We start from the raw sequence: 22068 nt of genomic DNA on the forward strand, positions 1-22068 counted from the left end.
ATCAGCCTCCCATCTTTTCAAGGCTGGCGAGATCGGGAAGCTCGAAGATCGAGAAATCCGCCGCGCGCGCCGGCGCGGTCGTGCGCAGACCGGCCCGCAGCTTGGCTGACCGGGCACGCGGATTGAGTTCCGCCTCTTCGTCGCTGGCGGCGATCATAGGCTTGCCGATAGCATCGAAAATGGCGGGCTTGTCTTCGACCATGGGCAGATGCCGGGAACCGGCGGCCTTGCCGGACCGATCCGCGAAGAATTTCTTGACGATACGGTCTTCCAGCGAATGGAACGTGACGACGACCAGCCGGCCGCCGGGCTTCAAAACCTGCTCGGCGGCAAAAAGCGCCTGCGCCAGCTCACCCAGCTCATCGTTGACGAAAACGCGCAGCGCCTGAAACACCCGCGTCGCGGGATGGATCTTGTCCTTGGCTTTACGCGGCGTGACGATCTCGATGAGACCGGCCAGATCGCGGGTGGTGCGGAAAGGCTCTTCCGCCCTTCTCTTCTCGATGGCGCGGGCGATGCGGCCCGGCTGCTTTTCCTCGCCGAGAAAACCGAAGATGCGGATCAGATCGCCGACTTTCGCACGATTGACGACATCCGCCGCCGACACGCCGGAAGCGGACATGCGCATGTCGAGGGGGCCGTTCTTCTGGAAGGAAAAACCGCGGTCGGCCTCGTCGATCTGCATGGAGGAAACGCCGATATCGAGAACCACGCCGTCCAGACCGCCTTCGGGCGCGTGCCTGGCCAGATCGGAAAACTGCGACTGAATAAGATTGAGCCTGCCGCCATTGGCGGCAACCATTGCCTGACCACCGGCTATCGCGGTCGGATCGCGGTCGAGCGCGATGACGTTGGCGCCCTGATCCAGAATGGCCTGGGTGTAGCCGCCGGCGCCGAAAGTGCCGTCGAGAATGGTCTTTCCGGATGCAGGCTCAAGCGCGGCAACGACTTCGCGAAGCAGGACCGGGATGTGACGCTGAGGTCCGCCATCGGCATCAGAAGATCGTCCGCCAGAATTCGCCGCCATTCCGTATCCCCGTCCTATGCGGGGCGTGCAGCCGAAAAACCGCGCCCCGCTCTTGCTTCCGCCTGCGCCGCCAGAAACGCATTCGGTTGCCAAAGCTGAAAATGATCCGCCCGTCCGACGAAGGTGACCTCGGTGGAGATGCCGGTGAATTCCCGCACGAAATCCGTCACCATCAACCGACCTTCCTGGTCGAGCTTCATGAAGACACCGCCGCCGTGAACCAGCAGCGACATCGCGTTCGCCTCGGGCGAGAAGGCATCCATGGATGCAATCTGCCGCTCGTAGCGCTCCAGCAGATCCGGACCGCCGACACTGATGGCCGGAAAGGCGAAATCCTGAAGGCAATAAAGCTCCTGGATGCCGCGCCTTGCCAGCACCGAACGAAACGGAGACGGAACCGAAACGCGCCCCTTGGCGTCGATCCTGTTCGTCACGTTCGATAAAAAGCGGTCCATTACTCAACTCGCCCAAACCGCATTCCGCCAGACGAACCATCCGCCCCGCAGACAACACCGGTACGCACGACACATCGCCAAGCGCCAGGGCGACATGCCCTGTAGCAGCCCCTTGCAGGCTCCTCACTCGTTTCAGCGATTGCGGGTCAAAAACACGACCCAGTGTGGTGTGCATTTGGGATATCATGGGACACTATGGGCGTCAATGGGAAGAAGCCGGCACGATACCGACTTCGCATCGGAAATTCATAAGCCGTTAAGTTTAACGAATGGTTTACTTCAGGTGCGCGGATGCGCTTTCACGGCGCGTAAATGCGCAGCGGGATCGCCGTTTTGCTTGTGAAAACAAGGAAATGATTTGCAACGCCGCTCCGACTGCAAAAGGCAATCCGCCGGACGCCACTTCACGGCAAGGACGAACTTTCCCCTGGTGCGACCCTTTTGGACACAGTCCAACCCCTCGCTGGTCTTGTTGAAGGGAATGGCCCTATGTACCCCCGGTTCCTGCTCTCCCCCGCGATCAAGGAAGCAATCTTTTGGCGCCATCCGGCGTTTGCGGCCATGAACAGGAAGTAATAACGCACCGAAGGTGCTGATACCGACCACATTGATATTGAATACAGCCGATTAGAGCTTGACTTCTTAAACTTTCAATTGAATTTATGCTCCGAAAATTGATCTTTATTGAGATATAGTGATGACAATATACGCGGCGGGCTTACCCGCCTTTTTAAGTTATTTCAGTATCGGCCTGGTTTGTTTCGCGATTTTTTCCGCCATTTACACCCGACTGACGCCACACGAAGAAGTTGAACTCATCAAGGCCGGAAATATTTCGGCGGTCGTCGCCTTTCTCGGCGCCCTGATCGGCTTCAGCCTTCCGCTGGCTTCGGCGGCGGCCAACTCCGTCAGCCTTCCCGACTACGTGATATGGGCGGCGATCGGCCTGCTGGTGCAAGTCCTCGCATTCTACATCGCCAAGCTCACCATGACCGACCTGCACCTGAAAATCACCGAGGGTAATGTCGCGGCCGGGCTCTGGAGCGGCGGCATCGCCGTGGTCATCGGCACGTTGAACGCCGCCTGCATGGCATATTGAGGAACAGGCATGTATCTGGACGTGACGGAACATCCGCGTCTTGCCCTCGGAACCATTGCCGCGATAGGCCTTTTTATCGCGTTTTCATCGGAGGAAGAGGTGCTTTACACCTCCGTGGACAAATGCCTTGCCTCAGGGGTCTATCCCAAGGTTTGCCATGCGGCATCCGAAGACGCCAGGCAACATCACCTCGCCACCGCGCCGAGATTTCGCAACATGGTCGCATGTGAAATGGAATATGGCGCGGGGAACTGTTCTGAACTGAAACAAAGCTTCGATCCCGGCAATTCCACCGGCGTGGGCGCCTTCGCACCTTCACCGGCCGGATTTGTCATGCCTCGCTCCATCGAGCACTTTGCAGACTATAGCGAATACCGCCGCCGTCAGCAAAACAGCAAGTCGGGTTCCGCGGGTGCGATGTCGGCCTATCGCAAACGCAACGGGGATCTCGTCACACCGGATGTGAGCGTCGACCAACGAAACGGCGGCTCCTCGGGCGGAGGCGCTGCAGGAGGCGGCGCGCTGGCGAGTGACATGAAACCGCTCAACGCCAAAACCAACGTCAAGGGCCGCGGCGGATTTGGCGGCCACTCCTTTTCCGGAGGGTGACATGCGTCGCATCACAGTCCCACCGCGTCCGGATTGGCGCGAGAAAGCCAATGCCGTGGGTTTCTCCTTCCATGAAATGCACGGCGAGCCTTATTGGGTGGACGATGCGGCCTATTGCTTCGGACTCGATGAAATCGAGCGCGACATCGAAGAGCCGAGCCAGATCCTGCACGATATGTGCATGGATCTCGTCGCCGACATCGTAAACAGTGAGGAGACGCTCACCCGTCTTGCCATCCCGCGCGATTATCACGATGTGATCCGCAATTCCTGGCGGCGGGGTGACCGCCACCTGTATGGCCGCTTCGATCTTGCCTATGACGGACAGGGTCCCGCAAAGCTGCTCGAATACAACGCCGACACGCCCACTTCCGTCTTCGAGACGGGATATTTCCAATATAACTGGCTGACGGATCAGGTCGCCCTCGGAATCCTCCCGGCGCAGACCGACCAGTTCAACTCGGTTCAGGAAGCCTTGATCGAGGCCTTTGGACAGTTTTCGCGCGACAGGATTTTCCATTTCGCGGCGGTGAGCGACAGCGCCGAAGATTGCGGCACGACGATCTATCTCATGGACTGCGCCATTCAGGCCGGCCACCGCGCCCAATTTCTCGACATTCGTGACATCGGCATCGATGCGAGCGGGCGTTATGCCGACCTCCAGAATCGCGTCATCGAACGCTGCTTCAAGCTTTATCCCTGGGAATTCATGTTACGGGAATCCTTTGCCGCGCATCTGCCTGCGGAGAGCGGCATCTTCATCGAGCCGGCCTGGAAAGCCGTGCTGTCGAACAAGGGCCTGCTGCCCATGCTTTGGCAGCGGCATCGAAATCACCCGAATCTGCTCCCGAGTTTCTTTCCCGACGATCCGGAAATATATGAATTACGGGATTATGTGGTGAAACCGCTTCTGTCGCGTGAAGGCGAAAATGTCAGCCTTTATCGAAACCGGCGCGAAATTTTATCGGCTCCGGGCAGTTATGGCAAAGAGGGCTATGTTTTTCAGGCCTATGCGCCATTGTTCAGGAGCGAGTTCGGATATGCCGTGCTCGGAAGCTGGATCGTCGCCGACCGACCCTGCGGGCTCGGCATTCGCGAGGATCCATCGCCCATTACCGCAAATCTCTCCCGCTACGTTCCCCATATCATAGAGGGCTGACCCCCGCTGAAAAATCGGCAGGAAAATTCGCCAGTTGGCCTGTAAGCCGGGTTCTGTATGGCCCCGGTTTGACCCGGAACGTGGCAGCCATTCATCTGGGACGGCATTTGCATGCCGCCTCGCGCAACCCACCCGGATGACGGGCCTGGAAACCGGCTGTAAACGGGCTTTCGCCCGTCCCGTGTCATCCCTATTCGGTCTTGCTCCCGGTGGGGTTTACCTTGCCGCCGCTGTTGCCAGAAGCGCGGTGGGCTCTTACCCCACCCTTTCACCCTTACCATGCGATGCATGGCGGTTTGCTCTCTGTGGCACTTTCCCTGGGGTCGCCCCCGCCGGACGTTATCCGGCACCGTATTTCCGTGGAGCCCGGACTTTCCTCACCTTACCGTCTTTCGACATTGGTAAAGCGCGGCTGCCCGGCCAACTGGCATGGGCTGCATAACCATGTTCCGAAACGAAAGCCACCGAAAAGCGACGGGAAAGATCAAAGAAATGCCGGTTTGAAATCCGTCGAGAAGGCATCGTCGACGATTTTCCCATCCCGCAGCAGCGTGGCGCCCAGCCGTCCGATCTCGTCGGAACTCTTGGCCGCCGTGCCGTTACCGCCGGTCAGAACCGCAATGCGCGGCGAAGCGGTAAAACCGATGGCTGGATAACCGCTCCGGGTTTTGGAGACGACGCAGGCGGCCATCGAGACACGCGACAGATCAACGGAAGGCACCAGCGTCCCGACGATGGCGGACAGATGATCCCGCACGCTTTCGCGTCCGCCGGACCGGAACCATTCCCGGATTTCCGGGTCGCTGCCGAGCCTTTTATCGTCCGGGTCGCCGCCGATCTTCAGATAGAACTTGCCATCGGGATACAGCACCGGCGGCAGCAGATAAATATGCTTCTTCGTATCGCGCGGCTCATAGATCAGCGACGGCATGCCCGCATATTGCCCAAGGTCCACCTCGTCTATCTCGAAGAAAGCGACCGTGCGCGCATAGATGTCGAGAGAAACCGGCTGCGGCAGCAGATCTTTGGTGATCGAGAAGCCGCCGGCCGCCACCAGCACCCGGTCTGCCTTATAAACCGCACCGGAAGCCGTGCGCACCGAAGCGCGGCCATCTTCTTCCCGCGTCGAAACGACGATATCGTCGATCAGCGTCACACCGGCCTTTGCCGCAAGGATCGCCTGCGCCTTCACCAGTGCGCGCGGATTGACATATCCGGCATTGTCCCTTTCGAACACGCCTTCGCAGCCCGGTTCGAAGGAGAAATAGGGGAAGCGGCCTTTGAGGCTCTCGTCATCCAGCAACTCCGTCGAAACACCCAGCCGCGCCGCCGCCCTGCAGACATCGTCGACAAACATATTGCCGCCGCCCCGCTGCGGCCCCACCATCAGGCAACCGACCGACGCGTAAAATTCGACGCCGCTTGTGGCGGCAATATCGCCATAACGCGCGATCGAGCGGTTGGCGAGCAGCGCCCAGTCGGCATCGCCGTCGATGGTACGGGTAATCCGCGCCTCGTCGTAATGGCTGGCGAAAACGCCCTGATGCGACCTGATATCGGCTGGTTCGCCGGGACCGATCAGCGCCACGCCATCCACCGTTTCCGCCAGATGGCGGGCGGCGGCGGCGCCCATCATGCCGCGACCCACGACGATATAGTTGAAATGTCCCGACATGCCGCCCTCTTCATCCACCCAGTTCAGTAGCAACCTTGTAGCCGCTTCGCAGAAGGATGTCAGACGAAAACCGGCGACATTTCGGCGGCAAATTCGTCCTCGGCCAGTTGACCGTTCAGAAGCAGCACTGCACCAAGCCGCCCGATCTCGTCCGAAGACTTGGCGGAGACGAAATTTCCGCCGGTCAGAACCGCCATGTTGGAGGATTGCGTATAGCCGATATAGGGATAACCGCTGCGGGTGATGGAAGCGACACAGGAACCGGAGGTCACGGCGCAGCCGGCTAGGTCCGGCATCAGCGACAGGGCCTTCCTCTTCAGGAATTCCACCTCATCCGGCGCGCCGTCGGAATGGAACCAGTCCACCGCCTCGGCCAGCGTCTCAAGCCTGCCCTTCTCGCTTTCGCCGCCGATCTTCAGATAGACCTTGCCATCGGGATACCGCACCGGCGGCAGAATGTAGACTATGTCGTCCTCGGTCTCGGCCAGCACGATGGTCGACGGCATGGAGCCGAATATGGCCTGCCTCGCCTCATCCAGCTCGAAAAACACAATGGTGCGGCCTGTCGCCGCCATGTCGACCGGCGAAGGTAGCAGCTCGGCCATGTTGGTGAAGCCCCCCGCGGCCACGATAACCTTTTCCGCAGTGCGGACGACGCCTTCCCGCGTCAACACTTCCACGCCATGCGAGGTATCGCGAATATGGGCTGCAGTTTCGCGCACCAGATGTGCACCCTGTGCCCCGGCAATCGAGCACTGCGCCTTCACCAAGGCGCGCGGATTGATGTGGCCGGCATTCTGCGCCTCGAAATAACCGCCATGATCGGCAGACAGGGAGAACATCGGAAACCGGTCACCGAGGACATCAGCGCCGAGCGTTTCCACCCCGAGACCGAGACGGCCGGCGGAAGAAAGCGCTCGCGACACATAGTCTCCCGCAAGACCCTTGCCGTTTCCGGTAAACAGGCAGCCGGCTTCAGTAAAGAAGCGGATGCCGCTTTTGGCCTCGATCTCGGCATAACGCCGGATGGAACGCTGCGCGAGTTCCGCCCATAACGGATCGCCATCAAACCCACGGGTGATACGCGCTTCGTCATAATGGCTTGAAAACACGCCTTTATGGCTCTTGCGATCGGCGGGTTCGCCCGGTCCGATCAGCGCCACGCCATCCGTTTGCGCCGAAAGATGCCGCGCCGCGGCAGCCCCCATCATCCCGGCCCCGACCACGATATATTTGAAATCCGGCATGACATGCTCCGTATCAGATTTGCTCCTGACTACAGCATGCCCGTGCGAACCGGAATCGCTTTTCGCAAAACCATGGGGCGCGGTCGCATTTCCGGACGGAAAACGGCGCCACTTTTCCGGGAAAGGCTTCCGGAAAAGATAAGCGCAGGTCTCAACCGGCCAGCAGTGCCTGCACCTTGCCGCAATAACGCTTGGATACCGGGTTCATGCGCGTGGCGCCATGGCCGGCATTATACCGCAGGATCGTGCTGCAAACCTCGCCGCCGCCAAGCTGATGGGCAGTTGCCAGATATTGCATGCCCCAGCGAATATTGGTCTCGGGATCGTAGAGCGCCTTTGTCGTGCCGCGAAAGCCCATCATGCGGGCCGTGGCCGGCTTGATCTGCATCAGCCCGACCTCGCCGGCGCTGCCGCGGGCCTTCGGGTTGAACTTGCTTTCCACCGAAACCACGGCATGCGCCAGATTGGTGGGAACGCCGTAACGCTTGGCATATTTGACGATCAGATCGGAGTAATCGTTCCTGAGGGAGGCGGGCAGGCTCTTTTCCGGAATGGGATAACCGGGTTTGCGGAAGAAGGTCTCCAGCGTCACGGTTTTGGTCTTCACGTCCTCGTCTTTGGCAAAAGCAATCCCCGCCTGAGAAGCGAGCATGACAACACCCGCCGCAACAGCAACAACAACCCTGTTCATATGTAGAAAAAGTCTCCAGATCGGACGACCGGCACAATGAAGCGATACAAATATTCAGCGCCCGGAAAGTCGAGATCGACTTTCCGCTGTCCGGTCTCCTTGATTGATATTGACGGTATGTTCCCCTGAAGAACGTCACCGCATGCAGTGACGTTCTTAAACTTCCTCAATGCGGATTAACTGTGGCACATCAAAAAAATCGACTTGAACACCAGGAAAACGGGGAACCATTTTCCAGAATTCACGTTCAGGCAGCCGAAAATTTCGGCAGGCTGGCGATCAGCCGGTGCAACGTGTCGATGGTGGAAAAATCCGCGATGCCATCCACCAGAGCCGGGCGGAAATGTCGCTGGAAGGCTGCCACGGCGCCTTCGGTTTTCTCGCAATAAGCGCCTGTGATTTCAACGCCATATCCATAGATGGACAACATCGACTGCAATGCTTCGACGGGTTGGCCATGGTCGCCGCGCTGGAAAAAGCGGCCGCCGCGGATCGGCGCGGGCTCCACCCAATGGCCGACACCGTGCTGCGACAGGATGTCCCACGGGAATTTCTCACCCGGATCGACCTTGCGGATCGGCGCGACGTCCGAATGGGCAAGCACCCTTTCAGGCGCGATGGACCAGCGCTGGCCGCAATCGCGACACAATTCGATGACGGCTTCCACCTGCTTCTTCGGAAATTCCGGCAGGCCGCCGGGATGGCCCTGATTGGCGATTTCGATGCCGATGGAGCGGGAATTGATATCTTCATCCCCTGCCCACACGCTTTTGCCCGCATGCCAGGCACGGCGGGCTTCCGCAACCAGCTGAACGACACGCCCGTCTTCGAAGACGAAATAATGGCTGGAGACCTGACTGTCCGGATTGCAGAGCCACGACAGGGCGCCATCGGCCGTCGTCATGCCGGTATAATGCAGAAGAATGATATCCGGCCCGGCCACACCCAGCCTTTCGCCATGGTTGGGCGAAGGCGCAACGGCCGCGCCCCGGAAATCCGGGGTAAAATCCGGCAGACATTCACTCATGCGACGCGGCGTTCTTTCTCGATGGCCGCATAGGCGGCATTGAGAGCCGCCATACGCTCATTCGCCGCCGCATGCAATTCCATCGGAACGCCGCGGGCGATGAGCTTGTCCGGATGGTGCTCGGCAACCAGCGAACGGTAACGTTTGCGAATGTCGGAGAAATCGTCGGAAGGCGAAACACCGAGCACGCGATAGGGATCGCGCCCGTCCATGTGCACGTGCCGCGCCATGATCGTTTCGAAGTGATCTTCGGTGATATGGAAGATTTCCGCGATACGGCCGAGGAAGGCCAGTTCCCGCTCGTGGATCAGCCCATCGGCCTTGGCGATATGGAACAGGCCGTCGATGACGCTTTCCAACATCTCGCAATTGTCATGGCCCGAACCGCACAGGCCCGCGAGCCGCTCCGCATAGGCCTCGTAACCGGCGACATCCTGACGGGCGAGATTATAAAGACGGGCGACGTTCTTGGCTTCTTCTTCCGGAAAATCGAAGATCTGCCGGAAGGCGCGCACCTCGGCATCGTTGACGACGCCGTCGGCCTTCGCCATCTTGGCCGAAAGCGCGATGATCGCCACGGAGAAGGAGACTTTGCGGCGCGTTTCCGGGTCACCCTCGAACAGGGTGCGGATGGCTTCCACAACGCGCCCGAGCGCACCGCCCGCCGCGTCGCCGATTGCGCCGAGCAGCCGTTCCCACAGGGATGAAATTTGCAGACAGGCGAAATCGAACATCATGGCGACAAGCATGACGGGATATTGCCGCGAATGCAATATGTCGAGCGGGCCGGCGGCATTAACTTTTATTCATCTTTGCGACAGTTTTGCTTCAGGAACAAGAGCGCAGGAAACCGCGCGGCGGGGGTTTTCCACAGGCGCCGCAAACGAGGACCGGCACGCGGCGGCCTTGACGCGGATTGAAACGATTATATTCGTCCGGCTTCCTCAAGCCGCTGAAAAACCGCGAGAAATCGGCGTTTTTCTTCATAAATTCACTTTACACCTACACGCGGCTGTCGCATCCATTTGCCAGACATGTCTTTGGGTATACGTGAAAAGGAGAGCCATGATGGCCAAACAGAAAGTCGCAATGCTGACCGCGGGTGGCCTTGCGCCCTGTCTCTCTTCGGCCGTTGGCGGCCTGATCGAGCGCTATAGCGACATCGCCCCGGAAATCGACATCATTGCCTATCGCTCCGGCTACCAGGGCGTGCTTCTCGGCGACCATATCGCGATCACGGCGGACATGCGGGAAAAGGCGCATCTGCTGCACCGCTACGGCGGCTCACCGATCGGCAACAGCCGCGTCAAGCTCACCAACGCCGCCGATTGCGCCAAGCGCGGCCTCGTTAAGGAAGGCGACAATCCGCTGCGCGTCGCCGCCGAACGGCTGGCCGCTGACGGCATCACCATTCTCCATACCATTGGCGGTGACGACACCAACACGACGGCCGCCGACCTTGCCGCCTATCTCGGCGCCAACGGTTACGACCTTACCGTCGTCGGCCTGCCGAAGACGGTGGACAATGACGTTGTACCGATCAGGCAGTCGCTCGGCGCCTGGACGGCTGCCGAAGTCGGCGCCGCCTTCTTCGACAATGTCAGCAACGAACAGAGCGCGGCGCCGAAGACCTTCGTCATCCATGAAGTCATGGGCCGCCATTGCGGCTGGCTGACGGCCGCCACCGCCCGCGCCTACATCCAGAAGACCAGCGGCAACGAATATGTCGAAGGTCTGATGATGAACACGCACATGAAGAACATCGACGGCATCTATCTGCCGGAAATGGCCTTCGACATCGAAGCGGAAGCCGAGCGTCTGAAGGAGATCATGGACAGGAACGGCTATGTCACCCTGTTCGTATCGGAAGGTGCAGGCCTTGATTCCATCGTCGCGGAACGCGAAGCGTCCGGCGAAGCCGTCAAGCGCGATGCCTTCGGCCATGTGAAGATCGACACCATCAATGTCGGCGGCTGGTTCCAGAAGCAGTTCGCCAGCCTCATCGGCGCCGAACGCTCCATGGTGCAGAAATCAGGCTATTTCGCCCGTTCCGCCGCCGCCAATGGCGACGACCTGCGCCTCATCCAGGGCATGGTCGACCTGGCGGTCGAAAGCGCCCTCAACAAGGTTTCCGGCGTTACCGGCCATGACGAAGACCAGAAAGGCAAATTGCGGACCATCGAGTTTCCGCGTATCAAGGGTGGAAAGCATTTCGACCTCTCTGCAAAATGGTTTACCGAAGTGATGGAACACGTCGGTCAGCCGTTCACAGCGGCCTGATTTTACGATAGTCTAAAATAAGACGGCGACAGGGAGGGCAAGGAGGAAGAGAATGTCTGGACAGGCCTGGCTGATTTTTTGTGCAGCATGTGCCGTAGTGTTCGCACTTCCCTCTCCCCTTGTATTCTCTGTCGCCTCCTATGCCGCCATTCGCGGCAGGAAGACGGTGTTCGCCTCCGTCAGCGGCGGCGCCCTCGGCATCGTCACGGCGATGACGATTTCAGCCATTCCGGTGGCCGGCCTCGTTTATCTGCCGCAATCCTTCGTTGAAATCGTGCAATGGGCCGGCATCGGCTGGCTGATGCTGTTTTTCCTGTGGACCTTCGCCACGCCCGCCGCCCAGGCAGCCAATGCAGACAACGACAATCTGCCCGGCAAATCGTGGAGTGGCATCTTCCGCGATTGTTACGCCGTCGCCGCGCTGCGTCCGCGCTATTTCGCATTCTTTCTGGCGCTGCTGCCGCAATTCGTTTCCACCTCCGGCAACGCCGTTGAAACTTTCGCCATGGCGCAGGCCGCAATCCTGCTGCTGGCGCTTGCCATCCTGGCGGCGCAGGCGCTGTTTGCCGCATCGACTCTGGCCCTGGTGCGCCGCATGTCGGGCGAGAAGAAAATTCGGCCAAAATACCGGACCCACTTCATTTCCGGCCGCGCCGTCAGCGCCGGATACAGGCGTATCGCCGCCTGAAAAACCGGGAGGCAACCTCCCGGCTTGCCGCTTTCCTTACAATAGGTTAATGAAGGCTCGACGGGACACTGCCTGCTTCGCTCGACGCGGGGGTATCGAAAGACAGGCATAACGAAGGCGACAACATGCGAAATTCGGGCAAATTCCGCGGAAGAAGGGCACTTCTTCTGTCTTCCACGGTGGGCCTCGCACTTGCATTGGCCGGATGCACCAGCGTCGAATATACCGCAAAGGAAGGGCCTGACGGCCCGAAGATCGCGACAGTTCACCCCGCTGCTGCCGGCCAGCCGACCGCACAACCGGCAATGGCAGAGGCCCCGGAAGGTATGGCGCCGGCTACCCAGCCAACGCAGACCGCGGAAGCCTCCTCTCAGCCAGCGGCGCTTCCCACCGCAGTCGCCGTCAAGGGCGGACGCGTGGCACTGCCGCCGGCGTCCGAAATCGCAGCCGCTGCCGCCATCGCCGCGCAGATGCAGCCGCAGCAGAACGAGATGGCGCAGGCCACAGTGACGACATCTGCGCCGGCCACGGCCGCAGCCCTCGCGCCGACGGCTGCAACACCGGCGGCGGCCGCCATCGAAACGGCAGATATGGCCGCAAGACCTGCCACTCACAACGCCGCGGCCGAATTGCCGCAGGTGGTTGCCGTCAAGGGCAGCTTCCCGCCCGCGCCGCCGCCGCCCGGTTCGCCCTCCATCGGCACCGAACTGACGGCGGAGCGGAAAGTCGTTCCGCTGCCGAAGCCGGACAGCACGGTTCTGGCCTATGCAGCCGGCCCCACCAATGCCGCCCTTGCCGCCATCCGGCAAAACGAAACGATGACGGCGCCGCTGAGATCGGCGCCAGCCGGACGCGAGAAGCTGAGCGGGCTGATTTCCAAATACGCCACCATGTATGACGTGCCGGAAGATCTGGTACACCGGGTGGTGCAGCGGGAAAGCATGTATAATCCCGGCGCCTATAATGGCGGCCATTTCGGCCTGATGCAGATCAAGCACGCCACGGCCCGCTCCATGGGCTTCGACGGCCCGGCGTCCGGCCTGTTCGACGCCGAAACCAACCTGAAATATGCCGTCAAATACCTGCGCGGCGCATGGCTTGTCGCCGATAACAACCGCGACAACGCGGTCCGCCTTTATGCGCGCGGTTATTATTACGACGCCAAGCGCAAGGGCATGCTGCACGTTCTGCGGAAGTAATAGCTCCGGCTGCATTCGGAATGCCGTTTGAATTCGTTCGGCTTCTCGAGACCGGTGACAGAAGCGCCTGAAATTTTCTCTCCGTCATCCTCGGGTCAAGCCCGAGGATGACGTCGTATGTGAGGAGGTCTCGCTCGCAACCTAGATGCCGATGGTTTCCCACAGTCTCTTTGATCCGTTGCTTTCACCCACAGGCCCTGTCATCAAACTGTAGCGTCACGGCTGTAGAGGCCTCTCAATCGACTGAGAGGTGAACATATGACGCGTGCGGCACCCAAGACCGGCTTCAGCAAAAACACGAAACTGAAGTCCGCATTGCTCCAGCACAAGGCACTCTCGAAAAGCGGCCTTTCCGAACGCTTCTTCGGGGTTCTTTTTTCCGGTCTCGTCTATCCGCAAATCTGGGAAGACCCGGAAATCGACATGGAAGCGATGGAGCTTGGCGAAGGCCACCGCATCGTCACCATCGGCTCCGGCGGCTGCAACGTGCTGGCCTATCTCTCGCGTAACCCGGCCAGCATCGATGTCGTGGATCTCAATCCGCACCACATCGCCCTCAACAAGCTGAAGCTTGCCGCCTTCCGCCACCTTCCCGCCCATCAGGACGTCGTGCGCCACTTCGGCCGCGCCAATACCCGCAGCAACAGCCTCGGTTATGACCGTTTTATCGCCGATCACCTCGACGATACGACCAAGGCCTATTGGTCGAAGCGTACCCTTTCCGGCCGCCGCCGCATCTCCGTCTTCGACAGGAATATCTATCGCACCGGCCTGCTCGGCCGTTTTATCGGCGCCGGCCACCTCATGGCCCGCCTGCATGGTGTGAAGCTCACCGAAATGGCCAAGAGCCGCACACTGGATGAACAGCGCCAGTTCTTTGACAGCAAGGTCGCCCCGCTGTTCGACAAGCCGGTGGTACGCTGGCTGACGAAGCGCAAAAGCTCGCTGTTCGGCCTCGGCATTCCGCCGCGCCAATATGACGAGCTCGCAAGCCTTTCCGCAAACGGCACCGTTGCCGCCGTGCTCAAGGAGCGGCTGGAAAAGCTCGCCTGCAACTTCCCGCTCAGCGACAATTATTTCGCCTGGCAAGCCTTCGCGCGCCGTTACCCCGAGCCGCACGAGGGCGCCCTGCCCGCCTATCTCAAGCCGGAATATTACGAAACGATCCGCGACAACACCTCGCGCGTCGCCGTGCATCATGCCACCTATACCGAGCTTCTGTCGCGCAAGCCGGCAAGCGCCGTCGACCGCTATATCCTGCTCGACGCGCAGGACTGGATGACGGACACGCAGCTCAACGACCTGTGGTCGCAGATCAGCCGCACCGCCGCGCCCAGTGCGCGCGTCATCTTTCGCACCGCGGCCGAAAAAAGCGTCATCGAAGGCCGGCTGTCTCCCGATATTCGCAACCAGTGGGTCTATCTCGACGAGCGCTCGAAAGAGCTGAACGCCATGGACCGCTCGGCCATCTATGGCGGCTTCCATATCTATCAGAGGGCTATGGCATGAAAACCATCGGTGAGAATGTCGGCCTTGCAGACAGCGCACATGCGGGCCTGATGGACCGCATGTATCGTCATCAGCGGCATATTTACGATATCACCCGCAAATATTACCTGCTCGGCCGCGACAGGACCATTTCCGGTCTCGACGTGCCGAAGGGCGGCACGCTGCTGGAAGTCGGCTGCGGCACCGGCCGCAATTTGTTGCTGGCCAGCCGCAAATTTCCGCAGGCCAGACTGTTCGGCCTCGATATTTCCGCCGAAATGCTGCTGACCGCGTCTGAGAATTTTTCCGGCAAGGCGGAGCGTCCCCTTTTGCGCGTGGCGGACGCCACCGCTTTCCGCGCTGCCGAATTCGGCCAGCCCGATGGTTTCGACCGCGTCATGATCCCCTATGCGCTCTCCATGATCCCGGACTGGGAAAAGGCGATCGAACAGGCGCTCGCGGCTCTGAAACCCGGCGGCTCGCTGCATATCGTCGATTTCGGTCAGCAGGAGCAATTGCCGAACTGGTTCCGCGCCCTGCTGCAGGCCTGGCTCACCCGTTTTCACGTCACGCCCCGCGCCAATCTCCGTTATGTTCTGGCCAATATGGCTGGCCGCTTTGACGGCAATCTTGAATTCGAAGAGATCGCCCGCGGTTACGCGTGGCGGGCCGTCATCACGCTTCCGGTCGCCGAAGTGCAGCCGAAAATCAGCCGGATGTTGGCGGACGCCTGATTCTCGAAAGAGATTGCGGCACCTCCACAAGAGCTGGTGTGGCCCCGCCAACGCGGCCTCCCCTTTACGGCGCTTTGCCGTTATTCCCGCCGCCGCACCGCAAATCGCTTCGAATACAGCGACTTGGGAAGCCTAAAAGGGCCGTTGCCCCTTGCCATATCAGTTTGTTTACCATGTTATGGGTAAATCGGGAGATGCGCCGCACCATGTTGCGGCTGCGGGATGGGCAACAACACTTTCACCAGGGTTCCAATGCGGCTGCGTTTATCGGCACTTTTGTCGGCTTTGCTGTTGATCGGCGGCTGTACCTCCACGAGTTATGACCTGCTTGAAACCGCGTCCGTTTCCAAGCCGAAATTTTCCGATACCGACCCGCAGGATTTCGGCACGAACAACCCGCATCGTCATGAGGTACATGGCATCGACGTCTCCAAATGGAATGGCGATGTCGACTGGCCGACCGTGCGCAAATCCGGCGTGGCCTTCGTCTTCATCAAGGCGACAGAGGGATCGGACCGCATCGATCCGAAATTCGGCGACCATTGGCGCAGCGCCGCCGCGGCGGATATTCTGCACGCACCCTATCATTTCTATTATTTCTGCTCGACGGCGGACGCCCAGGCCGACTGGTTCATCCGTAACGTGCCGAAGGACGCCGTGACCCTGCCGCCGGTTCTCGACGTGGAATGGAACCCCGCCTCCCCCACCTGCAAGACGCGTCCGGCACCCGGCATCGTCCGCGCCGAGATGCAGCGTTTCCTCGACCGGATCGAGGCGCATTATGGCAAACGCCCGATCATCTACACCTCGGTCGATTTCCACCGCGACAATCTCGTCGGCCAGTTCAAGAACTATCATTTCTGGGTGCGCTCCGTCGCCGCGCATCCGACCAAGATCTATGAAGATCGGCAATGGGCCTTCTGGCAATATACGGCCACCGGTGTCGTGCCAGGGGTGAACGGACCAACCGATATCAACGTCTTTGCCGGCAGCGAGAAAAACTGGCGTAAATGGGTGGCTTCCGCCAAATAACACGGCCAAGAAGCAACACATTCGAAAAAACCGCGTTCTCACCTATCGTCAGACCGCGAGACCCGTTTTTTTGTCGCAAACATGTGGGTAAAGCGGGCCTACAACCCATTGAGGAAATTCCCATGTCCACCTTCCGGTCGCGCAGCATCGTTTTTGCCGCCGCTTTGTCGCTTCTCTCCACCGGCTCCGCCTTCGCCACGCCGCCCGTGGCCTCGCCTGACGATCCCAAGCAGGTTGCCTGCGGCGGTGATCTCGGCGCATTTCTCGATGGCGTCAAAACCGACGCGCTCGCCAAGGGCGTTCCGGCCGAAGCAATCCAGAAAGCCCTTGCCGGAGCGCAGATCGACCCGAAGGTGCTCTCGCGTGACCGCGCGCAGGGGGTCTTCCGCCAGACCTTCCTGGAATTCTCACAGCGCACCGTCAGCCAGGCCCGGCTCGATATCGGCCGCAAGAAGCTGCAGGAACTCTCTTCCACCTTCGCCCGCGCCGAAAATGAATTCGGCGTACCGGCCGGCGTCATCGCCGCCTTCTGGGCCATGGAAACCGATTTCGGCGCCGTTCAGGGCGATTTCAATACCCGCAACGCGCTGGTAACCCTCTCGCATGATTGCCGCCGCCCGGAACTCTTCCGCCCGCAGCTGCTGGCGCTGATCGAAATGGTCCAGCATGGCGACCTCGATCCCGCCACCAATACCGGCGCATGGGCCGGTGAAATCGGCCAGGTACAGATGCTGCCCAAGGACATTATCGCCTTTGGCGTCGATGGAGACGGCGACGGCCATATCAACGTCAAGAGCAGCGCGCCCGACGCCATCCTGACCGCGGCGAAATTCATCCAGCATCTCGGCTTCAAGAAGGGCGAACCGTGGATTCAGGAAGTCTCCCTGCCGGAAAACCTGCCCTGGGAAAAATCCGGCCTCGGCGGCCCGCTCACCGCCGGCGAATGGTTCGCGCTCGGCGTGACCCCGCGTGACGGTAACAGGAACTTTGCCTCCCTGCCCGCCGCCCTCATCATGCCGCAGGGCCGCAAGGGGCCGACCTTCATCACCTATCCGAATTTCAACATCTATCTGGAGTGGAACCAGTCCTTCATCTACACGACGTCGGCCGCTTATTTCGCTACCCGCCTGATGGGCTCCCCCGTCTACAACAAGGGCAACCCGGAGCCTGGTTTCGACGATGCGACCATGAAAGAGCTTCAGACCAAGCTCGAAGCGCGCGGCCACAATGTCGGCAAGGTGGACGGCATTCTCGGTTCCGGCACCCGCGTCGCCATCCAGAAGGAACAGCAGCGCCTCGGCCTGCCCGCGGATGGCTGGCCGACGGCCGCCCTTTTGCAGGCGCTTTAACCAATCTTAACGGCGCTCTCCGGCCCTTAATCTGTCGGTCGGAATCAAGGCGGAAATCGTTAATCTCGACTGGATGACTGGGGATAACACCCCGGTCATTTACTTTTTTTAAACTTATGAAGCACTGCGTGATAAGAAAATAGTCTTTTATTTTCAGTTATTTAAAGAAAATGCTTTTTTAAGCCATCATAAAGCGTGCTGCACCGCATCACAGAAACCGCTTTTCAACCGCCACAAAACGGTCATATTATCGACCCTGTCAAGAACAGGAGGCACCCATGGGACTTACAAAATCTCTCAATGCCTTGGCAGTCGGTTTGGCGTTTTTGTTCGTAGCGATGATGCTGTTCATCTAACGAGACGTGAAGACCAAACGCAGTGAAGAACCGTAGATGACACGATTTTAAAAAGCGCAGGCCCTAAGGGACCTGCGCTTTTTTCATGTCGGCAATGACCTGCCTCGATCAGGCGGCGCTGCGGCGCAGACGCTCCAGCCCGAGATTTTCCAGCACGGCGTCAACCAGCGGTGCACGGTTCATGGTATAGAGGTGGAACTCGTTGAAACCACGCCGTTGCAGATCGGCGATCTGCTCGGCTGCAACGTCAGCGGCCACACGGGCGCGCCCTTCCAGATCCTCGTCATAACCTGCGAAACGCTCATCCAGAAAACCGGGAACGCTGGTGCCGCAGCGGCCGGCGAAACGCTTGAGCTGAGTGAGATTCTGGATCGGCATGATACCGGGAACCACCGGAATGGTAATGCCCGCCGCGATCACCCGCTCCATGTAACGCTCGAAAACGTCGTTATCGAAGAAGAACTGCGTCAGCGCCCGCGTCGCACCATTATCCGCCTTGCGTTTCAGCATGTCGATATCGACCGCCTCGCTTGCGCTTTCGGGATGCTTCTCAGGATAGGCCGATACGGAAATTTCGAAATCGCCGATTTCGCGCAGCCCCTTTACCAGTGCTGCGGCGTTTTCGTAACCTTCGGGATGCGGCTGATAGGCCGTGCCGATACCGGTGGAAGGATCGCCGCGCAGCGCCACGAAATGGCGAACGCCGGCATTGCGAAACTCTTCGATGACCTGATGCACGTCGTCACGGCTGGCATCCACGCAGGTCAGATGCGCGGCGGTCGGCAGATGACTGTCGCCGATCATGCGGCGCACCGCATCCAGCGTCGGCGCCTTGGTGGAGCCGCCCGCGCCATAGGTGACGGATACGAAATCCGGATCCCACTTCTTCAGCTCGGCCACCGTTTCCCAGAGCTGGTTTTCCATCTCGGGATTCTTGGGCGGGAAAAACTCGAAAGACAACCGGATATCGCCCCGGATATCGCCATTGTGGCGCGCGGTTTCCGACCTCAACATATCATGCCCTCCCGGCAGCAAATAAAACGGCCTCTTGCACCACATCGTCTGCCATCAGCAGCCGCTGGTCGCGGGCAACCCATATCGTCACGTCCAGAGCTTCGTCGGACGCTTTTTCGGAATGAAGATCGACGGCGCGCTCCGGAGACAGCCCGGCCTTTTTCAGCCATTCTTCCATCAGCGGATGCGAAAAGCCGAGCCGGACATGCGCATGCTCGTCGCGCAGATATTCGAAGGTATGCGGCGCGAGATCGATGACGATCAACCGCCCACCCGGGCGCAACATGCGCGCGGCCTCGGACAGCGCGATTTCCGGCTGGTCGAGGAAATGCAGTACCTGGTGGATGACGATCAGATCGAAATCCTGTCCCTCGAGCGGCAGGTTGAGAATATCGCCATGGCGAACCGAGGCATTGACCACGCCCGCCTTGTCGAGATTGGCGCGCGCCACCGACAGCATGTCGCGGCTGGCGTCGACACCGATCGCGCGGCGATAAATGCCGCTCAGAAGCTGCAGGATGCGGCCAGTGCCCGTGCCGAGATCGAGAAGAGAATCGATCGGAGTGGTCCCCACCAGCTTCAGCAACGCGCCTTCCACGGCCTCGTCGCTGACATGCAGGCGGCGCAGCTCGTCCCAGGCGGAAGCGTTGCGGCTGAAATAATCCTGCGCCCGCTCCGCCCGCACCCGCTTGACGGTGGCAAGCCGCTCGCTGTCGCGTAGGAGAACGGCATCGGAGGACGATGCGGCGGCCAGCAGCTGCCGGACAACGATGGCGGGCTCACCATCCTGCCGCAGGCGGAAATAGGCCCATGCACCTTCCTGATAACGCTCGATCAGCCCCTCTTCCGTCAAAAGCTTGAGGTGACGGGAGATGCGCGGCTGCGACTGGCCAAGGATTTCGGTAAGATCGGTAACCGTCAGATCGCCGGCCGAAAGAAGCGCCAGCAAACGAAAGCGCGTCGGCTCACCCGCCGCCTTCAGAAGATCCACCAATTTGTCCAGACCGAACGCCACTCTGCCGCGCCTCGCAAGCTAATCAAGATATAAAGATATCTTTATGTCGATGTGACGTTTGATGCAAGCGCAAAGTGTTCCGCACCACCGTGATGTCCGTTTCTTGCACAAGAAAAGGCCCGCTTTGCGGCGGGCCTTTCTGAAGCAATGCGGAAAAGGATCAGCGCGTCAGGCGCTTGTAGCTCACCCGGCCGGGCTTGATGCTTTCCGGGCCGAGGCGGCGGACCTTGTCCTTTTCGTAGTCTTCGAAGTTGCCTTCGAACCATTCCACATGGCTGTCACCCTCGAAAGCGAGGATGTGGGTGGCCAGGCGGTCAAGGAACATACGGTCGTGGCTGATGATAACGGCGCAGCCGGCGAAGGCTTCCAACGCTTCTTCGAGCGCTGCCAGCGTTTCCGTATCAAGGTCGTTGGTCGGTTCGTCGAGCAGCAGCACGTTGCCGCCGGCCTTCAGCATCTTGGCGAGGTGCACGCGGTTACGCTGACCACCCGAGAGGTTGCCGACCTTCTGCTGCTGATCGCCGCCCTTGAAGTTGAAGGCGCCGCAATAGGCGCGCGAGTTCACTTCGAACTTGCCGAGCTTGATGATGTCGTTGCCGCCGGAGATTTCCTCCCAGACGGTCTTGTCGCCCGCCAGCGTATCGCGGCTCTGATCGACATAACCGAGCTGAACCGTCTCGCCGACAGTCACCGAACCGCTATCCGGCTGTTCCTGACCGGTGATCATCTTGAATAGCGTCGACTTACCCGCACCGTTCGGACCGATGACGCCGACAATACCGCCGGGCGGCAGCTTGAAGGAGAGGTTTTCGATCAGCACGCGGTCGCCATAGGACTTCGTCAGATTGTCGGCTTCGATGACGACGCGGCCGAGACGCTCAGCAACCGGAATGACGATCTGCGCATCGCCGGGACGGCGGTTTTCCGCGGCTTCCACCAGCTCGTCATAGGCCTTGATACGCGCCTTGGACTTGGTCTGGCGTGCCTTGGGGCTGGAGGCGATCCACTCGCTTTCGCGGCTGATGGCCTTCTGGCGCGACGCATCTTCACGCGCTTCCTGCTGCATGCGCTTGGCTTTCGCCTGCAGGTAAGCGGAGTAATTGCCTTCGTAAGGAATGCCGCGGCCACGGTCGAGCTCGAGAATCCAGCCCGTCACGTTGTCGAGGAAGTAGCGATCGTGGGTGATCATCATCACGGCGCCAGGGTAATCGCGAAGGTGCTTTTCCAGCCAGGCAATGGTTTCGGCGTCAAGGTGGTTGGTCGGTTCGTCGAGCAGCAGCAGGTCCGGCTGCGAAAGCAGCAGACGGCAGAGCGCCACCCGGCGGCGCTCACCACCCGAAAGACCTGTCACGGCCGAGTCGCCGGGCGGGCAACGCAGGGCGTCCATGGCCATTTCGACCTGATTTTCCAGATCCCACAGGTTCTGGCTGTCGATCATGTCCTGAAGCTTTGCGCCCTCATCCGCCGTTTCGTCGGAATAGTTCATCATCAGTTCGTTATAGCGGTCGACGATGGCGGTCTTGTGCGCCACGCCTTCCATCACGTTTTCCATCACGGTCTTGTTTTCGTCGAGCTTCGGCTCCTGCTCGAGATAACCGAGCGTCGCGCCTTCGGCGAGCCAGGCTTCACCGGTATATTCCTTGTCGAGGCCGGCCATGATTTTCAGAACGGTCGACTTACCGGCGCCGTTCGGGCCGAGGATACCGATCTTGGCATCGGGGTAGAAGGAGAGATGGACGTTCTCCAGAACCTTCTTCGCGCCATAGGACTTGTTCAGCCCAGCCATGTGATAGATGAATTGACGTGCCATTGTAGCGAATGCTCCACATCGGATTTTTAAGAGTACGTATCGGGAAATTTGCCGCTATGTAGGGTAAATAGGACCTTGGGGCAACCTCTGGCACGATTATGACCCCATGATTAT

At 59.9% G+C, this 22068-nt stretch carries 20 protein-coding genes and 1 other RNA gene; 10 read left to right on the forward strand and 11 right to left on the reverse strand.

Annotated features, from left to right (window positions below):
* Position 1: 1 nt before the first annotated feature.
* Both rsmH and mraZ read right to left on the reverse strand, forming a co-directional pair.
* The gene (gene rsmH / locus ACI2KA_RS01605; RefSeq protein ID WP_404498592.1) at positions 2 to 1027 is read right to left on the reverse strand and encodes a 16S rRNA (cytosine(1402)-N(4))-methyltransferase RsmH; all 1026 of its coding nucleotides are present in this window, start codon (positions 1025 to 1027) and stop codon (positions 2 to 4) included.
* A gap of 14 nt (positions 1028 to 1041) precedes the next feature.
* On the reverse strand, positions 1042 to 1482 hold the full coding sequence (gene mraZ, locus ACI2KA_RS01610) for a division/cell wall cluster transcriptional repressor MraZ (RefSeq protein WP_400813299.1): 441 nt from the start codon (positions 1480 to 1482) through the stop codon (positions 1042 to 1044).
* A 697-nt stretch (positions 1483 to 2179) separates the two neighbouring features.
* On the opposite strand from mraZ, the gene ACI2KA_RS01615 reads away from it, so the two are divergent.
* Genes ACI2KA_RS01615 through ACI2KA_RS01625 form a run of 3 tightly spaced genes read left to right on the forward strand, consistent with a single transcriptional unit; the run spans position 2180 to position 4349 of the window.
* Positions 2180 to 2581 carry a DUF350 domain-containing protein gene (locus tag ACI2KA_RS01615; protein WP_404498594.1) on the forward strand — a complete coding sequence of 134 codons (402 nt, stop codon included), beginning with the start codon at positions 2180 to 2182 and terminating at the stop codon, positions 2579 to 2581.
* Between the two features lie 9 nt (positions 2582 to 2590).
* Positions 2591 to 3190 (forward strand): DUF1190 domain-containing protein, encoded by a 600-nt coding sequence (locus ACI2KA_RS01620; RefSeq protein WP_404498596.1) that lies wholly within the window; start codon positions 2591 to 2593, stop codon positions 3188 to 3190.
* Position 3191: 1 nt separating this feature from the next.
* On the forward strand, positions 3192 to 4349 hold the full coding sequence (locus ACI2KA_RS01625; protein WP_404498597.1) for a glutathionylspermidine synthase family protein: 1158 nt from the start codon (positions 3192 to 3194) through the stop codon (positions 4347 to 4349).
* A gap of 26 nt (positions 4350 to 4375) precedes the next feature.
* Here the strand turns inward: ACI2KA_RS01625 and rnpB are convergent.
* From rnpB to ACI2KA_RS01655, 6 genes are all read right to left on the reverse strand, one after another.
* Positions 4376 to 4777, reverse strand: an RNA gene (gene rnpB, locus ACI2KA_RS01630) — RNase P RNA component class A.
* Between the two features lie 56 nt (positions 4778 to 4833).
* Positions 4834 to 6024 (reverse strand): NAD(P)/FAD-dependent oxidoreductase, encoded by a 1191-nt coding sequence (locus ACI2KA_RS01635; RefSeq protein WP_404498599.1) that lies wholly within the window; start codon positions 6022 to 6024, stop codon positions 4834 to 4836.
* Between the two features lie 59 nt (positions 6025 to 6083).
* Positions 6084 to 7271 (reverse strand): FAD-dependent oxidoreductase, encoded by a 1188-nt coding sequence (locus ACI2KA_RS01640; RefSeq protein ID WP_404498601.1) that lies wholly within the window; start codon positions 7269 to 7271, stop codon positions 6084 to 6086.
* Positions 7272 to 7422: 151 nt separating this feature from the next.
* The gene (locus ACI2KA_RS01645; RefSeq protein ID WP_404498603.1) at positions 7423 to 7962 is read right to left on the reverse strand and encodes a lytic transglycosylase domain-containing protein; all 540 of its coding nucleotides are present in this window, start codon (positions 7960 to 7962) and stop codon (positions 7423 to 7425) included.
* Positions 7963 to 8209: 247 nt separating this feature from the next.
* The gene (locus ACI2KA_RS01650) at positions 8210 to 8989 is read right to left on the reverse strand and encodes an N-acetylmuramoyl-L-alanine amidase (RefSeq protein ID WP_404498605.1); all 780 of its coding nucleotides are present in this window, start codon (positions 8987 to 8989) and stop codon (positions 8210 to 8212) included.
* Positions 8986 to 9726, reverse strand: coding sequence for a TerB family tellurite resistance protein (locus tag ACI2KA_RS01655; protein WP_404498926.1), 741 nt, complete (start codon positions 9724 to 9726; stop codon positions 8986 to 8988). Before ACI2KA_RS01655 ends, ACI2KA_RS01650 begins: the two co-directional genes overlap by 4 nt.
* 331 nt (positions 9727 to 10057) lie before the next feature.
* On the opposite strand from ACI2KA_RS01655, the gene ACI2KA_RS01660 reads away from it, so the two are divergent.
* The 7 genes from ACI2KA_RS01660 (at position 10058) to ACI2KA_RS01690 (ending at position 17759) form a co-directional block, all read left to right on the forward strand.
* Complete coding sequence (locus ACI2KA_RS01660; protein WP_404498607.1) at positions 10058 to 11269, forward strand: pyrophosphate--fructose-6-phosphate 1-phosphotransferase; 1212 nt, start codon at positions 10058 to 10060, stop codon at positions 11267 to 11269.
* A gap of 52 nt (positions 11270 to 11321) precedes the next feature.
* Positions 11322 to 11957: a LysE family translocator gene (locus ACI2KA_RS01665; RefSeq protein WP_404498609.1), complete on the forward strand. Its 636-nt coding sequence runs from the start codon at positions 11322 to 11324 to the stop codon at positions 11955 to 11957.
* Positions 11958 to 12082: 125 nt separating this feature from the next.
* The gene (locus ACI2KA_RS01670; RefSeq protein ID WP_404498611.1) at positions 12083 to 13156 is read left to right on the forward strand and encodes a transglycosylase SLT domain-containing protein; all 1074 of its coding nucleotides are present in this window, start codon (positions 12083 to 12085) and stop codon (positions 13154 to 13156) included.
* Between the two features lie 258 nt (positions 13157 to 13414).
* Positions 13415 to 14665: a DUF3419 family protein gene (locus ACI2KA_RS01675; RefSeq protein WP_404498613.1), complete on the forward strand. Its 1251-nt coding sequence runs from the start codon at positions 13415 to 13417 to the stop codon at positions 14663 to 14665.
* Positions 14662 to 15378, forward strand: a complete 717-nt coding sequence (locus ACI2KA_RS01680) for a class I SAM-dependent methyltransferase (RefSeq protein ID WP_404498615.1) — start codon at positions 14662 to 14664, stop codon at positions 15376 to 15378. The genes ACI2KA_RS01675 and ACI2KA_RS01680 overlap by 4 nt, the downstream gene beginning before the upstream one ends.
* Positions 15379 to 15630: 252 nt before the next feature.
* Positions 15631 to 16410, forward strand: coding sequence for a GH25 family lysozyme (locus ACI2KA_RS01685; protein ID WP_404498617.1), 780 nt, complete (start codon positions 15631 to 15633; stop codon positions 16408 to 16410).
* A 122-nt stretch (positions 16411 to 16532) separates the two neighbouring features.
* Positions 16533 to 17759, forward strand: coding sequence for a lytic murein transglycosylase (locus tag ACI2KA_RS01690; RefSeq protein WP_404498619.1), 1227 nt, complete (start codon positions 16533 to 16535; stop codon positions 17757 to 17759).
* Positions 17760 to 18223: 464 nt separating this feature from the next.
* Here ACI2KA_RS01690 and metF read toward each other — a convergent pair whose 3' ends face one another.
* The 3 genes from metF to ettA form a co-directional block, all read right to left on the reverse strand.
* Positions 18224 to 19129 (reverse strand): methylenetetrahydrofolate reductase [NAD(P)H], encoded by a 906-nt coding sequence (metF, locus tag ACI2KA_RS01695; protein ID WP_404498621.1) that lies wholly within the window; start codon positions 19127 to 19129, stop codon positions 18224 to 18226.
* Between the two features lies 1 nt (position 19130).
* Positions 19131 to 20144 (reverse strand): ArsR/SmtB family transcription factor, encoded by a 1014-nt coding sequence (locus tag ACI2KA_RS01700; RefSeq protein ID WP_404498623.1) that lies wholly within the window; start codon positions 20142 to 20144, stop codon positions 19131 to 19133.
* A 160-nt stretch (positions 20145 to 20304) separates the two neighbouring features.
* On the reverse strand, positions 20305 to 21954 hold the full coding sequence (gene ettA, locus ACI2KA_RS01705) for an energy-dependent translational throttle protein EttA (protein ID WP_400813283.1): 1650 nt from the start codon (positions 21952 to 21954) through the stop codon (positions 20305 to 20307).
* Positions 21955 to 22068: the final 114 nt, after the last annotated feature.

Source organism: Agrobacterium sp. NPDC089420 (genome assembly GCF_044900305.1).
Classification (GTDB): domain Bacteria; phylum Pseudomonadota; class Alphaproteobacteria; order Rhizobiales; family Rhizobiaceae; genus Agrobacterium.

Bases quoted from the DNA above. Each gene is read 5' to 3' on its own strand.
- rsmH (WP_404498592.1), bottom strand. From the start codon at position 1,027: ATGGCGGCGAATTCTGGCGGACGATCTTCTGATGCCGATGGCGGACCT.
- mraZ (WP_400813299.1), bottom strand. From the start codon at position 1,482: ATGGACCGCTTTTTATCGAACGTGACGAACAGGATCGACGCCAAGGGG.
- ACI2KA_RS01615 (WP_404498594.1), top strand. From the start codon at position 2,180: ATGACAATATACGCGGCGGGCTTACCCGCCTTTTTAAGTTATTTCAGT.
- ACI2KA_RS01620 (WP_404498596.1), top strand. From the start codon at position 2,591: ATGTATCTGGACGTGACGGAACATCCGCGTCTTGCCCTCGGAACCATT.
- ACI2KA_RS01625 (WP_404498597.1), top strand. From the start codon at position 3,192: ATGCGTCGCATCACAGTCCCACCGCGTCCGGATTGGCGCGAGAAAGCC.
- ACI2KA_RS01635 (WP_404498599.1), bottom strand. From the start codon at position 6,024: ATGTCGGGACATTTCAACTATATCGTCGTGGGTCGCGGCATGATGGGC.
- ACI2KA_RS01640 (WP_404498601.1), bottom strand. From the start codon at position 7,271: ATGCCGGATTTCAAATATATCGTGGTCGGGGCCGGGATGATGGGGGCT.
- ACI2KA_RS01645 (WP_404498603.1), bottom strand. From the start codon at position 7,962: ATGAACAGGGTTGTTGTTGCTGTTGCGGCGGGTGTTGTCATGCTCGCT.
- ACI2KA_RS01650 (WP_404498605.1), bottom strand. From the start codon at position 8,989: ATGAGTGAATGTCTGCCGGATTTTACCCCGGATTTCCGGGGCGCGGCC.
- ACI2KA_RS01655 (WP_404498926.1), bottom strand. From the start codon at position 9,726: ATGATGTTCGATTTCGCCTGTCTGCAAATTTCATCCCTGTGGGAACGG.
- ACI2KA_RS01660 (WP_404498607.1), top strand. From the start codon at position 10,058: ATGGCCAAACAGAAAGTCGCAATGCTGACCGCGGGTGGCCTTGCGCCC.
- ACI2KA_RS01665 (WP_404498609.1), top strand. From the start codon at position 11,322: ATGTCTGGACAGGCCTGGCTGATTTTTTGTGCAGCATGTGCCGTAGTG.
- ACI2KA_RS01670 (WP_404498611.1), top strand. From the start codon at position 12,083: ATGCGAAATTCGGGCAAATTCCGCGGAAGAAGGGCACTTCTTCTGTCT.
- ACI2KA_RS01675 (WP_404498613.1), top strand. From the start codon at position 13,415: ATGACGCGTGCGGCACCCAAGACCGGCTTCAGCAAAAACACGAAACTG.
- ACI2KA_RS01680 (WP_404498615.1), top strand. From the start codon at position 14,662: ATGAAAACCATCGGTGAGAATGTCGGCCTTGCAGACAGCGCACATGCG.
- ACI2KA_RS01685 (WP_404498617.1), top strand. From the start codon at position 15,631: ATGCGGCTGCGTTTATCGGCACTTTTGTCGGCTTTGCTGTTGATCGGC.
- ACI2KA_RS01690 (WP_404498619.1), top strand. From the start codon at position 16,533: ATGTCCACCTTCCGGTCGCGCAGCATCGTTTTTGCCGCCGCTTTGTCG.
- metF (WP_404498621.1), bottom strand. From the start codon at position 19,129: ATGTTGAGGTCGGAAACCGCGCGCCACAATGGCGATATCCGGGGCGAT.
- ettA (WP_400813283.1), bottom strand. From the start codon at position 21,954: ATGGCACGTCAATTCATCTATCACATGGCTGGGCTGAACAAGTCCTAT.